General features: G+C 66.9%; 14 protein-coding genes. 1 reads left to right on the top strand and 13 read right to left on the bottom strand.

Annotated elements, in window-relative coordinates:
- The 6 genes from VB734_RS13705 to VB734_RS13680 form a co-directional block, all read right to left on the bottom strand.
- On the bottom strand, window positions 1–2,135 hold a 2,135-nt coding region (locus VB734_RS13705), incomplete at its 3' end, for a secretin N-terminal domain-containing protein (RefSeq protein ID WP_323243535.1).
- An 80-nt stretch (window positions 2,136–2,215) separates the two neighbouring features.
- Window positions 2,216–3,055: a hypothetical protein gene (locus VB734_RS13700; protein ID WP_197161943.1), complete on the bottom strand. Its 840-nt coding sequence runs from the start codon at window positions 3,053–3,055 to the stop codon at window positions 2,216–2,218.
- Entirely contained in the window at window positions 3,052–3,765 is a 714-nt protein-coding gene (locus tag VB734_RS13695) for a PilN domain-containing protein (RefSeq protein WP_197161940.1), read from the bottom strand. The genes VB734_RS13700 and VB734_RS13695 overlap by 4 nt, the downstream gene beginning before the upstream one ends.
- Entirely contained in the window at window positions 3,762–4,730 is a 969-nt protein-coding gene (gene pilM / locus VB734_RS13690) for a type IV pilus biogenesis protein PilM (RefSeq protein WP_197161937.1), read from the bottom strand. Before pilM ends, VB734_RS13695 begins: the two co-directional genes overlap by 4 nt.
- A 96-nt stretch (window positions 4,731–4,826) precedes the next feature.
- Window positions 4,827–6,026 (bottom strand): quinone-dependent dihydroorotate dehydrogenase, encoded by a 1,200-nt coding sequence (locus tag VB734_RS13685; protein ID WP_197161934.1) that lies wholly within the window; start codon window positions 6,024–6,026, stop codon window positions 4,827–4,829.
- A complete protein-coding gene (locus VB734_RS13680; protein WP_322782292.1) occupies window positions 6,023–6,796 on the bottom strand; it encodes a ribonuclease H in 774 nt (257 codons plus the stop codon). Before VB734_RS13680 ends, VB734_RS13685 begins: the two co-directional genes overlap by 4 nt.
- A 77-nt stretch (window positions 6,797–6,873) precedes the next feature.
- On the opposite strand from VB734_RS13680, the gene VB734_RS13675 reads away from it, so the two are divergent.
- A complete protein-coding gene (locus tag VB734_RS13675) occupies window positions 6,874–7,584 on the top strand; it encodes a DUF3747 domain-containing protein (protein WP_197161932.1) in 711 nt (236 codons plus the stop codon).
- A 245-nt stretch (window positions 7,585–7,829) separates the two neighbouring features.
- Here VB734_RS13675 and rplL read toward each other — a convergent pair whose 3' ends face one another.
- From rplL to VB734_RS13640, 7 genes are all read right to left on the bottom strand, one after another.
- Window positions 7,830–8,213 carry a 50S ribosomal protein L7/L12 gene (gene rplL, locus VB734_RS13670; protein WP_197161929.1) on the bottom strand — a complete coding sequence of 128 codons (384 nt, stop codon included), beginning with the start codon at window positions 8,211–8,213 and terminating at the stop codon, window positions 7,830–7,832.
- Window positions 8,214–8,277: 64 nt separating this feature from the next.
- Window positions 8,278–8,808 carry a 50S ribosomal protein L10 gene (gene rplJ, locus VB734_RS13665; RefSeq protein WP_197161926.1) on the bottom strand — a complete coding sequence of 177 codons (531 nt, stop codon included), beginning with the start codon at window positions 8,806–8,808 and terminating at the stop codon, window positions 8,278–8,280.
- 296 nt (window positions 8,809–9,104) lie between these two features.
- Window positions 9,105–9,812: a 50S ribosomal protein L1 gene (rplA, locus tag VB734_RS13660; RefSeq protein WP_197161924.1), complete on the bottom strand. Its 708-nt coding sequence runs from the start codon at window positions 9,810–9,812 to the stop codon at window positions 9,105–9,107.
- A gap of 133 nt (window positions 9,813–9,945) precedes the next feature.
- Entirely contained in the window at window positions 9,946–10,371 is a 426-nt protein-coding gene (gene rplK, locus VB734_RS13655; RefSeq protein ID WP_006173231.1) for a 50S ribosomal protein L11, read from the bottom strand.
- Window positions 10,372–10,494: 123 nt separating this feature from the next.
- Window positions 10,495–11,106, bottom strand: coding sequence for a transcription termination/antitermination protein NusG (gene nusG / locus VB734_RS13650; protein ID WP_231594981.1), 612 nt, complete (start codon window positions 11,104–11,106; stop codon window positions 10,495–10,497).
- A 133-nt stretch (window positions 11,107–11,239) separates the two neighbouring features.
- Window positions 11,240–11,488 (bottom strand): preprotein translocase subunit SecE, encoded by a 249-nt coding sequence (secE, locus tag VB734_RS13645; RefSeq protein ID WP_197161920.1) that lies wholly within the window; start codon window positions 11,486–11,488, stop codon window positions 11,240–11,242.
- Between the two features lie 69 nt (window positions 11,489–11,557).
- A partial coding sequence (locus VB734_RS13640; protein WP_323243534.1) for an ATP-dependent Clp protease ATP-binding subunit occupies window positions 11,558–13,929 on the bottom strand: 2,372 nt, incomplete at its 5' end.

Raw genomic sequence — 13,929 nt, 5'->3', positions numbered from 1 at the left:
TGAGATGCCATCACTGTTGCCGAATCCCTGAATCGGCTGTCATCGATCGTGGTGCCTGTGGTCGCTCGTTGATCAGTGATCAAGGGCGGAATGCTGCGCTGCTGCGTCACGGCCCCTGAACGGGTACGGATGTCGATATCGCCGCAGCCTGGAACCGGCTGACGATCCACCACCCCGGAGATGGCCGGGGACAAGGTGAACGTCACGAAGCCATTGTCGTCGATCTTGGAGACACGGGCACCGAAGGTGAGGCCGGCGGTGCTGAAGGTGGGTTCACAGGTGGTGCCCACATTGGCGGTGTTGGTGACGTCAAAAGCCGTCACCACCTGGCGGCCCACCGTCACAAAGGATTCATTGGCCCGAGTGCGACCGATCGTGGCCGCGCTCAGGCCTGAGGTGTCTCCGGCCTGACCGGAAAGCCCCCCGGCACCGATATCGGCACCCCCTGAAATGGTTTCCGGGTTTTCACTGAGAATCAAGGTGGGGCTGGCCAGCACCTTGGCGTTCTCCGAGACGATCTGAGCCTGAAGGAAGTCGAAGAACTGGTTGTCGGGGTAGTTCAGGCCGGGGTTGCGGCGGATACCGTCCACCAGGGAACTGCCTGTCGAGGTCGCCCCATTGAGTGCCGCTGCCCCAGTGGCGACAAGACCTGGCAGGTTGTCACCAGTCGTGGTGATGGTGCCAGGGGTCGTGCCGGTTCCCGGGGTCAGCTCGACCTCCAGATTATTGGGGACACCCCGCCGGAAGTCATTGGCCGTTGGCGGCAGATTGCGTCCGAAAGCCGCCAACAAACGTCCCCCATCATTCACGATGAAGTTGTTGCCGAAGCGGAAGGCAAAGCTGTTATCTATATCGCTTGTATTTGTAAGATTCACGTCCAGGATCTTCACGGACAACGCCACCTGGCGCTGGCGCAGATCCAGTTGCTTGAGATATTGCTCTCCGATCGCCACCAGCGATGGTTCTCCGACGATCGTGATCGTGCCGAGGCGTGGATCGGTGGTGGCGCGCAGCCCCACCAGTGGACCGGATGAGGCCCCGAAGGCTTCCACGGTCTGCTGGGTGGATGTGGTGCTCTGGGAGGTGGCGGTCAGGCCAGTTCCGGCGGGCTGAGCCCCCAGCGGCACGCCCTGGGACACAGCGGTGGTGATCGTGTTGGTCTTGGTGACCTGGGCGCCGAGGTTGGCCAGATAATCGGCTGCCGAGTTGGGAGACACCTGGTTGAGTCGATAGACCTTCGACATCTGTGGGCCGATCGTCTTGCCCAGCACGTCGGAGCCCACCAGGATCGTGTTGCCCTCCTTGCGGGCCTGCAGCCCGGAAGAGAGCAGAACGAAGTTGAACGCCCGTTCATAAGGCTCGCTCTGGAAGGCCACGGTCACAGGAGACAGGCTCGGCCTGGGGCCCTGGGGATTGCTACCAGCCGTCAAGGCGGGGTCAGAGAAGGCAAAGCCATACCCCCCCATCTGGGCCAGCACCATCAGCACATCGCGGGGATTGGCGCTGCGGGTGGTCAGCGTCACAGGCGGACCGTAAAGGCTGAGATAACCGCGATTGCGGATCGTCATCGTGCCCACGGCGATATCGCCGGAGGGGGGTGCCACGGCACGGGGCCGCAGGGGAGGCACAAAGGACGAGGTGGGCACCCGTGCCGGCGCCCGCAGATCCACACCGGCCGACTGGCTCATCGGCACCTGGGGTGCGTTGAAGCGCACGGTCAGATTTCGGCCATCGCTGCTCACCAACGGCGTGCCCAGATTGCGTCCCGGCATCGGCGTGACTTTCAGCTGGAATTCCGTGCCGGTGCCGTCGAAGGTGATGGAATCCACGCCGGCATCGGTCATCGAGAGCGACTGGGGACCGGCCTTGAGCCCCCGGATCTGCTCGGTGCGCAGCTCACCCACCCACACCTGACCCTGCATCTGCTGGCGAAGGTCGACGCCGGTGCCCGCATCCTGGATCACGAGCTCCAGGGCATCGGGCAGGCGACGCAGCTTCAGCTGCAGGCCGTCCTGGCGGATGGCCGCCTGGGCCTGCACTGGAGCTGGAGTCACTGTCAGAGGTAAGGCTGCCAGCAGGTTGCCGGTGGTGGCCAGCCATAGACCGGCACGGAATCCAAGACCAGCTGGGGCCATCAACGCATCCATCACGTCGGAATGTTATGGGACGTGTTCTGTAAACACCAGATGACCAAATGCGACTGTGGCCCCCCTCCTCACTGGGCTGGGGCCGGAGGTGGTGCGGTGGGCTGGGGGGCTGCCGGAGGTCTTCCCGCCGCTGAATTGGCGGCTGGCGGGGTGGCGGCTGGTGGTGAGGCCTGGGCAACCCTGGCCGATCTGGCACCTGGCCTGGCAGCCGGCCCCTCCCCGTAGAGGGCAAGGTTGAGCTTCAGCACCACCTGGGGGACCCGTTGGGGCTGAGCTCCAGGCCTGTTGGCCACTGGCTGAGCCTGTGCGGGAATGGATTCGAGATCCAGGTTGAGGTCGCTCTGGGCGACCAGCAGGCTGAGACGCTCCAGCCTGCGCATGAACACCAGCAGGTTCGGATAACGGCCACGGGCACTCAGCAGGAGAGTGGTCCTGGTCAGGCCATCGGCTTCAAGGGGATCGGAAGGGGGGGCGGCGTCCTTGTCCTTGGCAGCCCCAGGTGCCGGGGCCGAGGCCGGTTTGCCCCCAGCCGCAGGTGCCTCCACGGGTTCAAACACATCGAGCTGAACCCCGGTGGCCGTCGCCTCCCGGTTGAGCTGGGCGAGGAAGGTGCTGATCTGGCCACTGCCGGCGATCAGCTTCAGCAGGCTGGAGCGCTGTCCATCCACCGTCTTGACCTGATCGAGCTGGCGCACCCTCTGGGCACGCAGCAACGGCAAGCGCTCGCTCATGCCCCGCAGTTCATCGAGCTGAAGCTGGTTGCGGCGGACCTGATTCCAGGGTTGAAACACTCCCAGAAGGGCCACCAGGCCCGCCACCAGCACCCCGGCCGCCACCGGCAGTCCGATCAGCAGACCATTGCGCAGAAGGAGAGACCGGGGCGGAGCGCCCTGCTGAAGATTGGTCATCGCAGCAGGCCCTCCTTCTGCAGAAGCTCCAGGCGACGGGCCATACCCCCGGCACCCAGCTCCTGCAGCTGAGTCAACCGGGCAGAACTGGACGGCGGACGGCTGAAAGCCGCACTGATTTCAAACTCCACCAGGCCGCTCTCAGGGCCCTTGCCGGGCTTGCTCGCGTCGGTGTCGTTGCGGATGGCACGGCCAAGGTTCACGCTGGCCGGATCGATCAGCGGGGAGGATTTCAGGCGCAGAACAAGTGCGTTGATCCGCTCGAACGCTCCTGGATCACCGGTGCGGCCTTTGATCTGAAGATCATCCTTGCCCACCTGCACTGATGTGAGCTGCAAGGCGACCGGAGTGCGGCCTGCCAGGTCGGTCAACAGGGCCGAACCTGATCGCACCGCCACCAGGCCGTTCACCAGCTCGGCATTGCCCTTGCTCTTGAGCTCCAGACCAGCCTTGTCAGCGGCGAGTTCCGCTTCGATCGTCTCCACCTGGGTTCTCACCGGCGCCAGACGGGTGAGCTCCTGCTCCAGCAGCAGTCCCTGGATCTTCAGCACCATGGCGACACCCACGCTGGCCAGCACGATGGCGCCACCGATGGCGGAGCCGATCATCAGCAGTCGCCTGGCATCGGGCGGTCTGGGCGGCTCGGCGCTGAGGCCCAGCTCCAGCCGGCGCTCCCGCAGCAGGTCCAGACCAGGAAGGACTGGGCTCATCGGGCCAGCTCCGCCCGCATCAACCCATACAGGCTGGTGAGGGACCAACCCGGCAGGGAGCCCTCATCGCCGCTGTCAGGGGGCATGGTCATCCAGCCCATCGCCACAGGATCGAGGATCTCGATCGGCCACTCGCGGCCTTGGCTCAGGGTCCCGGCCAGCAGGGGCAGATCGGAGCTGGAGCCGGCCAGCCAGAGACGAACCCCGTTCACGGCGGGATCCAGCCCGCGCCAGTAGGCGATGCACCGCTCGACCTCGTCCTCGGCCATCGCCCCTGTCCACTGCCGCTCGTACTCAGGCACGCCGCGGCGCAGCAAGGTGAGCCGCCCTCCTCGCTCGTCCACCACCAGCAGAGCCTCCAGAAGCCCGGGATCGCCCCCCTCCAGCAAGGAGGCCAGGGCCCGCAGTTCACACACCTGGGGGGCTTCGAGCCGCTCGAGCTCAACCCCGGCGATGTCGAACACTTCAATCCAGCTGAGCACGCGCTGGCGCGGGACAGTCACCAGCAGCGAGGAGCAGTGACCGGAGGCCTGCTGACCTGCACCCTCCAGTGGCATCAGGCCGACGTAAGCCTGGGAGAGGTCGTAGGGAAGCCCCAGGGGGGGATCGATCTGGCGCAGGGCCTCATCCGCCGACTCGGGCCAGTCGTCGAAGGGCCACTCCACCACCCTCCAGGAACAGGCGGCGGCGGGCAGCACCGCCAGCACTTCAGCGCCCACCAGGCCCAGTTCCACCAGCAGATCGCCGATCAGGTCGCCGAGGGCCATCACCTGCAGAGGGTCACCGGCGGAGCAGGCCCCGCGCGGCAGGGGCACCCGCCTCAGCAGTCCCAGCTGTACAGGCTCGCCATGGCCCCTGGTGGTGAGCACCGTGACCGCGTCATCCTCGAGTGCCAGCCAGACCCGGCGAGGAAAAAGACGGGCTGTTAAAGGCTGAAGCTGTTCCTGAACGCCGGCAAGGACCAATCGTCACGTCCTGGAATCCCGATGCAGCGTATCGGCCTCGCGCCGTTTGCGCACATCCCCTGCAGACCCGTCTCGATCGGGAGACAGGGCCAGCGCTCAGCGCCAGGGCAGGCCGCTGCCCACAACCTCACTCAGATGGCTGCAGCCATGGCGGTCCAGCTGGTCGCCGAGGCCCTCGAGAATCGCCGGCACCAGGCCCGGCCCCTGGTAAATCCAGCCTGTATAAACCTGAATCAATGAGGCTCCCGCCGTGATCCGTTCCCAGGCGGCCTCGGGGGAATCGATTCCGCCAACACCGATCAGCGGCAGGGCTGGTCCGGCTGTGGCCCGCAGGCGCCGGATCACCTCCAGAGCCCGGCCGCGCAGGGGAGCGCCGCTCAGCCCCCCCGCCTCCTCCGCCAGGGTCCTCCCGGTCTGGGGCAGGCGACGGTTCTCCAGCCCCAGCCGGTTGACGCTGGTGTTCACGGCGATCACCCCGGCGAGGCCCTCCTCGTAGGCCAGGCGGGCAATCGTGTCGATGGCGTCGTCTTCGAGGTCGGGAGCGATCTTGACCAGCAACGGCGGGCAGGCCGACAGGCGACGCAGCCGCTCCACCAGGCGCCTCAGCTGCACAGCGTCCTGCAGGTCGCGAAGGCCGGGGGTGTTGGGTGAACTGACATTGATGACCACGTAGTCGGCCAGGGGCGAGAGCAGCTCCAGGGAGGAGGCGTAGTCATCGGGGGCCAGCTCCAGGGAGGTGATCCTCGACTTGCCCAGATTGAGGCCCAGCACCGCGGGCCTCTGGCCAGGCGGGGGCAGGTGCTGGCGCTCGATGTTGCGCTTGACGGCCTGGGCACCGTCGTTGTTGAAGCCCATGCGGTTGAGCGCAGCCCGTTCCTGGGCCAGGCGGAACAGCCGCGGCCGTGGATTGCCGGGCTGGGGGTGCCAGGTGATCGTGCCCAGCTCGGCGAAGCCGAAACCGAACAGGTGCCAGATTCCTGCGGCCACCGCGTTCTTGTCGAAGCCGGCAGCCAGTCCCACCGGATTGGCGAAGCGGCAACCGAACAGGGTCTGCTCGAGGCGATGGTCGCGACGTTGCAGCTCGGCCCCAAGGCCCGCCAGGCTGCCCGACACCAGGGGCCAGTCGCGGCGCAGGGAGGCCTGGGCCAGGGCGGCGAGGGTGAGACTGCTGAGCTGCTCGGCATCGGCCCCCTCATCCCTGGCGAGCAGGGGACCCACCCAGCGTCGGTAGAGCGAGCCCGTGCTGGTGCCGGCGGTGGTGCCTGAGGAGGAAGGCTCTGGTCGCTCCAAAATCATGGGGACTCCTGCAGGGAGGGCTCGGCGCGCTCCAGCCGCCAGCGGCCTTCGCTGGCGGGACTCACCCGCCAGTCGCGCCAGATCCAGGGACCCTGCCGCTCCTGCAGACGGGCCAGGGGCTGCTCCACGAGGCGGGCCAGCTCGGCGGCTGTCAGGGCATAACCGCCGCTGGCCAGGCGGTCGGCCACTTCAAGACGGGTGAGCAGCTCGCCCAGGACCGCAGGGGCCGGCTGTTCCAGCCCATCCACCTCAGCCGCTCCAGATTGAGGAGCGTTCCGCTGGCCGCTGGACCCGGGTCCAGTGGCCAGCGGAGGGGAGCCTCCGCGCGAGAAGGCCACGGCGATCTCATCGCAGCGGTCGTTGTCGGGATCACCGCTGTGCCCCTTGACGTGGACCAGGCGCACCCCAGGGAGGCGTGCCCGGTCCAGTTCCTCCCAGAGGTCGCGGTTGAGCACGGGTCCGCCGGAGGCTGTACGCCAGCCCTTGCGCTTCCAGCCCGCCATCCACTTGGTCAGACCATCGATCAGGTAGCGGCTGTCGGTGCGCAGACGCAGGTCAGGGTGAAGCGGCAGCTGGCGCAACTCCTCCATCAGGGCCAGGGCAGCGGTGAGTTCCATGCGGTTGTTGGTGGTTGCCGCGGCGGCCCCACCGAGCTCGCGCACGCTGCCGTCCTCGAAACGCAGCAGGCAGCCCCAGCCTCCCGGGCCCGGATTACCCCGGCAGGCGCCATCACAGGCGGCGGCCACCACCCTCACCGGCTCAGCAGCCACTGGGCAATCCGGCCAATGTTCGGTAGACAGTGGTGCCGTAGACCGTGGCGACGATGTTGGAACACAGGAAATCCACCATGCAGCGAACCTACCTGGCCCTCGCGGGGGCTGGTCTGGCCGCCACCACGCTCCAGGCCGTCACAACGCCCCTGGCTGAGGCCGCCGGAGTGTTCGACAGCCAGCCGGTGGAGGCGTCGCAGTTTGCGGTGCTGGCCAAGCCGGTCGGCTTCGCCGACTGGTCGCTGGTGCTGATCGAGCAGACGGCCAACGGCCAGCCCTGCTGGCAGGCCCGGCCCGATGGCCTGGTGGAGGCCTCGATGAATCGCTTCGACTCCCGCGGAATCTGCACCAGCTACGCCGGCAGCAACGCCTACTCCCTGAGGGTGGCGGACCAGGACCTGGCCAGCCGCTACCGACTTCGCCTCAGCCAGGTGGGCGACGAACTGCAGCTGCAGGCCATGAGCCCGGCGGACACCACCCTGCTGCTGGTGGGACGGGGGGAGGTGAGCCGCCGTGACCCTGAGGGATTTGTTCCGATCAAACTCGAGAGCGACTGGCAGCTGAATCGCCGCGTCTTCGGCCAGCAAACCCTCAACCACATCTATTTTGCCGCCAGCACCCCCCTGGAGCAGCTGATCGCCCAGGCCGGTGGGGGCAGCCGCGAGACGGTTCAGCCCATCAGCAGCGGTGGGCCGGGGAGCCTTGGACGTGTCCTGGGAAGCATGGCGAGAGGTGGAGAACTGGAGAGTGGGCCGATCGCCCTGCAGGTGATCCCCTTCCGGGAGTGACAGTCGACACAGCGACCCCCGCCGCGAGCTTCCAACTGATCCAGGCCATATGGTTGTCTTGTGTGAGGAGTGCAGAACGCTCTCCCGGGGTCGAAACGAGGACAGACTCCCGGCATCGTTCCACCTCAAAGGCCTGCCTTCGGCGGGCTTTTTTTTGGCCGTTTGAACCCAGCAAAAAGCCGGCCCCGAGAGACCGGCTGCGGAGGATGAAGTCGGCGGAGGAGGGGACCCTCCGCCGGGCGGGATCACTTGACGGTGACTTTGCCGCCCACTTCCTCGATGGACTTCTTGAGTGCCTCGGCCTCGTCCTTGCTGATGCCTTCCTTGACGGCCTTGGGAGCCGCCTCGACAAGGGCCTTGGCTTCGCCCAGGCCGAGGCCGGTGGCCTCGCGGACGGCCTTGAGCACCTTGATCTTGGCGGCGGCGTCGAAGCCTTCGAGGATCACATCGAACTCGGTCTGCTCTTCAACCGCCTCAGCGGCGGCTGCGGGAGCGGCGGCCATCACGACGCCGGCGGAAGCGGCGGCGGACACACCGAAAGCCTCTTCGATCTGCTTGACGAGCTCGGAGGCTTCCAGCAGAGAGAGAGTCTTCAGCGACTCGAGAATGTCGTCAGTTTTTGTGGTCATGATTGAGAATCAGCAACAGATCTGTGGTCTTGGACCGGCGGAGCCGGGGGTGATTTCGCTGGGCTCAGGTGGCGTCGCCGCTTTCGGCGTGCTGCTTGAGTGCCCGGGCGAGGCCGGAGGGAACTTCGTTGATGCCAACGGCCAACTTGGTGGCCACCGCATTGATCGCACCGGCGATCTGGGCGATGAGCACCTCCTTGGAGGGCAGCTCGGCAATGGCCTTGATGTCGTTCTGGGAAAGAAGTTTGCCTTCGTAAAGGCCTCCTTTCACATCCGACTTCTTGGTGTCCTTCTGGAAGGACTGAACGGCCTTGACGGCACCACCGACATCGCCCTTGATCAGGACGAACGCGTTGGTGCCGGTGAGCAGGGAATCGAGTTCCGACCAGGCACTGTTGCCATCAATGGCGCGGCGCATCAAGGTGTTCTTGGTCACCTTGCAGATGCCGCTGTTGGCCTGCAGACGGGTCCGCAGATCAGACATCTCCTTGATGGACAAGCCCTTGTAATCAAGGACCAGCGCCATTTCGGCCTCACCGAGGAGCCCCTTGAGCTCTTCGATGATCTGTTGCTTGCTCTCCAGCGTGCGGCCCATGGGTTTGGTACGGAGTTGGGGGAACAAGCCGGGACGCGGCCGCCAACTTCTCTGCCGGGGTGAACCGGAGGGAAGCCTCGAGGCCGCTGAACGGTGATCCGCCCGGAGAATCCGAACCGGAAAAAGTCGCGTGCACCTCGGCAGGATTTACCTGGACTGCATCTTCTTGGACACACCACCGAAGCGGGTGACCCTGAGGACGCAGCACTGACCTGCTGTCTTGGGCCGGGCGCGTGCCCGATTAATGAGTTTACACGGCGGGGTGCTTGAGCACGATCACCCCGCCTCAACTGGGCTCAGCCCTCCAACTTGATGTCCTGCAGGGCGGTGACGTCGACGGGGACGGACGGACCCATGGTGGAGGTGAGGTAGAGACTCCGCCAGTAGCGGCCCTTGGCACCGCTGGGCTTCTGGCGATCGATGGTTTCCTGCAGAGCCTTGAGGTTCTGCAGCAGGTCGTCGACCGAGAAGCTGGCCTTGCCGAAGCGCACATGCACGATGCCGGTGCGATCGGCGCGGAATTCCAGCTTGCCCGCCTTGAATTCGTTGATCGCTCCTGCCAGATCGGTGGCCACAGTGCCGGCCTTCGGGTTCGGCATCAGACCGCGTGGACCGAGCACCCGGCCCAGCTTGGCCACCTTCGGCATCATGTCCGGCGTGGCGATCAGCAGGTCGAAATCGATCTGACCGCCGGCGATGGCCTCCACCAGCTCGTCATCACCGGCGAGGTCGGCGCCGGCGGCTTTGGCTTCGGCCACCTTCTCGCCACGGGCGATCACGGCGATGCGGATGGTCTGGCCGGTGCCCTTGGGCAGAGCCACGGTGGTGCGCAGCTGCTGGTCGGTGTACTTGGGATCGATGCCGAGCCGCGCATGGGCTTCGATCGTTTCATCGAACTTGGCGTTGGCGTTGGCCTTCACCAGCTCGAGGGCCTCGAGCGGGGTGTACTCGCGATCCTCGATCGTCTCGAGCAGGGCGGTGAAACGCTTGGATTGTTTGGGCATGGGTTTCAGCGGGGTTCAGGCGACTCTCCGGGCTTGGCCTTGGCTTGTTGGGCCTGGGGCGGCGGCGAGGGTCTCCCCCGGGTGGGGTGAACGGTGGATGAAGCGGGAATGGCGGAGCCGGGCTCCTGCAGGTTCAGTCGCTGATGGCGACGCCCATGTTGCGGGCGGTGCCTTCGATGATGCGCATGGCCGACTCCAGGCTGGAGCAGTTGAGGTCGGGCAGCTTGGTGCTGGCGATCTCCTGGAGCTGGGCACGGCTGATGGCGCCCACACGGCCCTTGGCCGAGGTGGCAGCACCCTTATCGATCCCGGCGGCCTTGGTGATCAGCACCGAAGCCGGCGGAGTCTTGGTGATGAAGGTGAAGCTGCGGTCTTCGAAGACCGAGATCTCCACCGGGATCACATAGCCGGCCTTGTCCTGGGTGCGGGCGTTGTACTCCTTGCAGAAGGCCATGATGTTGACCCCATGCTGACCGAGGGCAGGGCCCACGGGTGGTGCGGGGTTGGCTTTGCCGGCATTGAGCGCCAGCTTGATTACGGCAACGACTTTTTTGGCCATCGGCTGGTCTACGGAGGGAAGCGCTGCGGATCGCCTGACCCTTGGGTCGAGGCGTTGGGCGGCGGCGCCGAAACGGTGCCGCCGGGTTGGGCCGCCCTCCGCAGGGAGGCGGCCCCGTGACCATCAGCTTTGCTTGCTGATCTGGGCGAATTCGAGTTCGACCGGGGTTTCCCGGCCGAAGATCGAGAGCAGGGCCTTGAGCTTGCTGCGCTCGCCCGACACCTCGATCACCTCGCCCTGGAAGTCCTTGAAGGGGCCGGCCGTGACCAGAATCTGATCACCCTCGGCCAGATCGACCTTGACGACGGGCTTCTTCTCGGCGGCGCGCTTGAAGATCCGGTCGACCTCCTGGCGGCTGAGGGGCCTGGGCTTGATGTGACCGCGGGCCCGGCCGGTGGACCGGCGCTCCTCCTGGCCGACGAAGTTGATCACGTTCGGGGTGCTCCGCACCGCCATCATCGTGTCTTCATCGAGCATCATCCGCACCAGCACGTAACCGGGGAAGACCTTCTCCTCGGCGGCCTGACGACTGCCGTCCTTCTTGAGCTTCACCGCCGGGGTCTGGGGGATCTCGATCTCAAGGATGCGGCTGTCGACGCCCAGCGTGATGGCTCGCTGCTCCAGAGTGGCCTTCACCTTCTTTTCACAACTGGACGCCACCTGCACGGCGTACCAGCGGGCCACCATCGGCTTGCCTTCCCGCTCCGCCGGGGCAGGGGGTTCAAGGGCGAGCACGTCAGCGGCGGCGTCCTCCTCAGGGGCGCCGTCGAGGCTGGATGCGGTGACGAGATCGGCTTCGGACACGGGGACGGAGGAGTGGGTGCTCAGAACGAACGGGACAGGGGAAAGTTGAGGTGCCACCGGCTCCTCAGGGGAAGACCTGGGTGGACGCCCAGCTGAAAAAGCGATCGACGGCGGCGATGGTGGCGGCCGAGAGGCTCACCATCAGGATCACCGCCACCGACTCGCTGAAGAGCTGCTGACGGCTGGGCCACACCACCTTGCGCAGCTCCTCCAGGGTGGAGGAGATGAAACCCCCGACACCAGCTGGCTGGGCAGGCTTGACCTCCTGCTCAGGGATGTCGTCGGAGGTGGTGGTGCGGCTTGGAGAATCCACGGGCGCGGGCGCACCGGACGGCGAGGCGTACCGGCAAACGAACACCCTACCGGACACCCTTTCAGGGGGTCACTCCAGGGGCAGGAAGCGCAAAGTGTCGGCACCACCGGGACCGCTGGGATCGCCGAGAGACACGCGCACACCACGGGCGGCGCGGAAGTGGTCCTCCAGCAACTCGGTGGCCAGGGGGTTTTCGATGCGGCGGCGCAACACCCGGCGCAGGGGCCGGGCTCCGAATTCCGGCTCATAGCCCAGCTCCGCCAGGCGGCTCACCACGGCCTCATCGATCTCCAGCTCCAGCCGCTGCTCCTTCAGCAGCGCCGCGAGCTCCGCCACCTGCAGGCGCACGATGCGTTGCAGGTCACTCGGCGCCAGGGGGCGGAAGCGGATCACCTCGTCGATGCGGTTGAGGAACTCAGGCCGGAACTGTCCGGCCAGGGCGCGCTCCACCGCCGCCTCCAGGCCGGAGTCGTCGCCACTGCGGGCACTCTCGAGGATGGCCCGGCTGGCCAGGTTGCTGGTCATCACCACCACGGTGTGGCGGAAATCAACCGTGCGGCCCTGGGAATCCGTCAGGCGTCCGTCATCGAGCACCTGCAGGAGCAGGTTGAACACCTCGGGGTGGGCCTTCTCCACCTCATCGAGCAGCAAGACCGCATAGGGACGGCGGCGCACGGCCTCGGTGAGCTGTCCTCCTTCCTCGTAGCCCACATAGCCGGGGGGAGCCCCCACCAGGCGGGCCACGGCGTTGCGCTCCATGAACTCGCTCATGTCGAGCCGCACCAGAGCGTCCTCCTCATCAAAGAGGGCCGCGGCCAGGGCCTTGGCCAGCTCGGTCTTGCCCACGCCGGTGGGGCCCAGGAACAGGAAGGAGCCCACGGGCCGGCGCGGATCCTGCATGCCGGCCCGGGCCCTCCGGATCGAGGCCGCCACCGCTGCCACCGCCTCGGGCTGGCCGATCACCCGCTCCGCCAGCCGCTGCTCCAGCTCCAGCAGCTTCTGTCGCTCCCCGGCCAGCAGACGCTGGATCGGAATACCGGTCCAACGGGCCACCACATCGGCGATGTCGCCCTCATCCACCTGCTCACGCAGCAGGGAGAGACCGCCGCGCTGATCGTCGAGCAGCTCCTCCTCAAGGGCGGCGCGGCGCTGCTGCACCAGCTGCAGCTGATCCACCTGCAGGCGGGCCGCCTCCTCGAATTCGCCGTCACGCTCGGCCTCGGCGATCGCCAGGCGGAGCTCATCGTCCTGCTGAAGCAGCTCTCTCAGCTCCGCCAGCTGCTCGCGCTCCGCCTGCCAGCGCCGCTGTAGATCCTGCAGGCGCTCCAGGGCGATGCGACGCTGATCCTGAAGGTTCACGCGCTCGTCCTCGGAGGCGGCCTCCGCCCCCAGCAGGGCCAGCTCGATCCGGCGCAGGTCGAGTTCGGCGGCCTCCACCACCTGGGGCTTGGAGGTGACCTCCATGCGCAGCTGGGCGGCGGCCTCATCGATCAGATCGATCGCCTTGTCGGGCAGGCAGCGGTCGGCGATGTAGCGCTCGGCCAGACGCACCGCTGCCTGCAGGGCCCCATCGGTGATGGTGACGCCGTGGTGGAGCTCATAGCGCTCCTTGAGGCCCCGCAGGATCTCAAGGCTCACCTCCTTGCTGGGTTCACGGATCACCACCTGCTGGAAGCGGCGGTTGAGGGCGGGATCCTTCTCCACCGTGCGGCGGTAGTCCTCCGGGGTGGTGGCCCCGATGCAGCGCAGCTCACCCCTGGCCAGGGCCGGTTTGAGGATGCTGCCGGCATCGGCGCTGGAGCGGTCGGCGCTCACCACGGTGTGCAGCTCATCGATGAACAGCACCACACCGCCATCGCCGGCCGCAGCGGCACGTCCCTCCTCCGGATCCTTCACCTCGGCCAGCACGCTGCGCAGCCGTTCCTCGAACTGACCGCGGAACTTGGCGCCGGCGATCAGGGCACCGAGGTCGAGGGCGATCAGGCGCAGGCCTTTGAGGGAGTCGGGCACTTCGCCGCTGACAATGCGCTGGGCCAGCCGCTCGGCGATGGCCGTCTTGCCGACGCCGGGCTCACCGATCAGCACCGGATTGTTCTTGCCGCGGCGGGACAGCACCTGGATCAGCCGGCGGATCTCGGTGTCGCGGCCGATCACCGGATCGAGCAGACCGGCGCGGGCGGCGGCGGTGAGGTCGCGGCCGTACTGCTCGAGGGCGCTGGGCTCGCCCCCCTCAGCCTCCAGCGTCAGCTCCTGATCAGGGGCTCGGACAGGCCTGAGGGGACGGGGCACGGGGGCTGCTGCCGCGGGGGCGGTCAGCGACGGCACCGCGGCGGGCTCCCGGGTGGGGCTGTCGATCCAGTCGTCGGATGGGGCCGGAGGCGCTTCGAAACGGCGGGGACGCCCGGACCCGGCCGACGCAGCCGAGCTGATGCCTGCTGGGC

The sequence above is a fragment of the Synechococcus sp. BA-124 BA4 genome (genome assembly GCF_034931165.1).
Note: the sequence above shows the minus strand (reverse complement) of the source record. Positions and strands in the feature narration are given on the sequence as shown.

What these genes read in the sequence shown, in the direction of transcription:
- VB734_RS13700 (WP_197161943.1), bottom strand. Translation starts at nt 3,055, where the DNA reads ATGACCAATCTTCAGCAGGGCGCTCCGCCCCGGTCTCTCCTTCTGCGC.
- VB734_RS13695 (WP_197161940.1), bottom strand. Translation starts at nt 3,765, where the DNA reads ATGAGCCCAGTCCTTCCTGGTCTGGACCTGCTGCGGGAGCGCCGGCTG.
- VB734_RS13685 (WP_197161934.1), bottom strand. Translation starts at nt 6,026, where the DNA reads ATGATTTTGGAGCGACCAGAGCCTTCCTCCTCAGGCACCACCGCCGGC.
- VB734_RS13675 (WP_197161932.1), top strand. Translation starts at nt 6,874, where the DNA reads ATGCAGCGAACCTACCTGGCCCTCGCGGGGGCTGGTCTGGCCGCCACC.
- rplL (WP_197161929.1), bottom strand. Translation starts at nt 8,213, where the DNA reads ATGACCACAAAAACTGACGACATTCTCGAGTCGCTGAAGACTCTCTCT.
- rplJ (WP_197161926.1), bottom strand. Translation starts at nt 8,808, where the DNA reads ATGGGCCGCACGCTGGAGAGCAAGCAACAGATCATCGAAGAGCTCAAG.
- rplA (WP_197161924.1), bottom strand. Translation starts at nt 9,812, where the DNA reads ATGCCCAAACAATCCAAGCGTTTCACCGCCCTGCTCGAGACGATCGAG.
- rplK (WP_006173231.1), bottom strand. Translation starts at nt 10,371, where the DNA reads ATGGCCAAAAAAGTCGTTGCCGTAATCAAGCTGGCGCTCAATGCCGGC.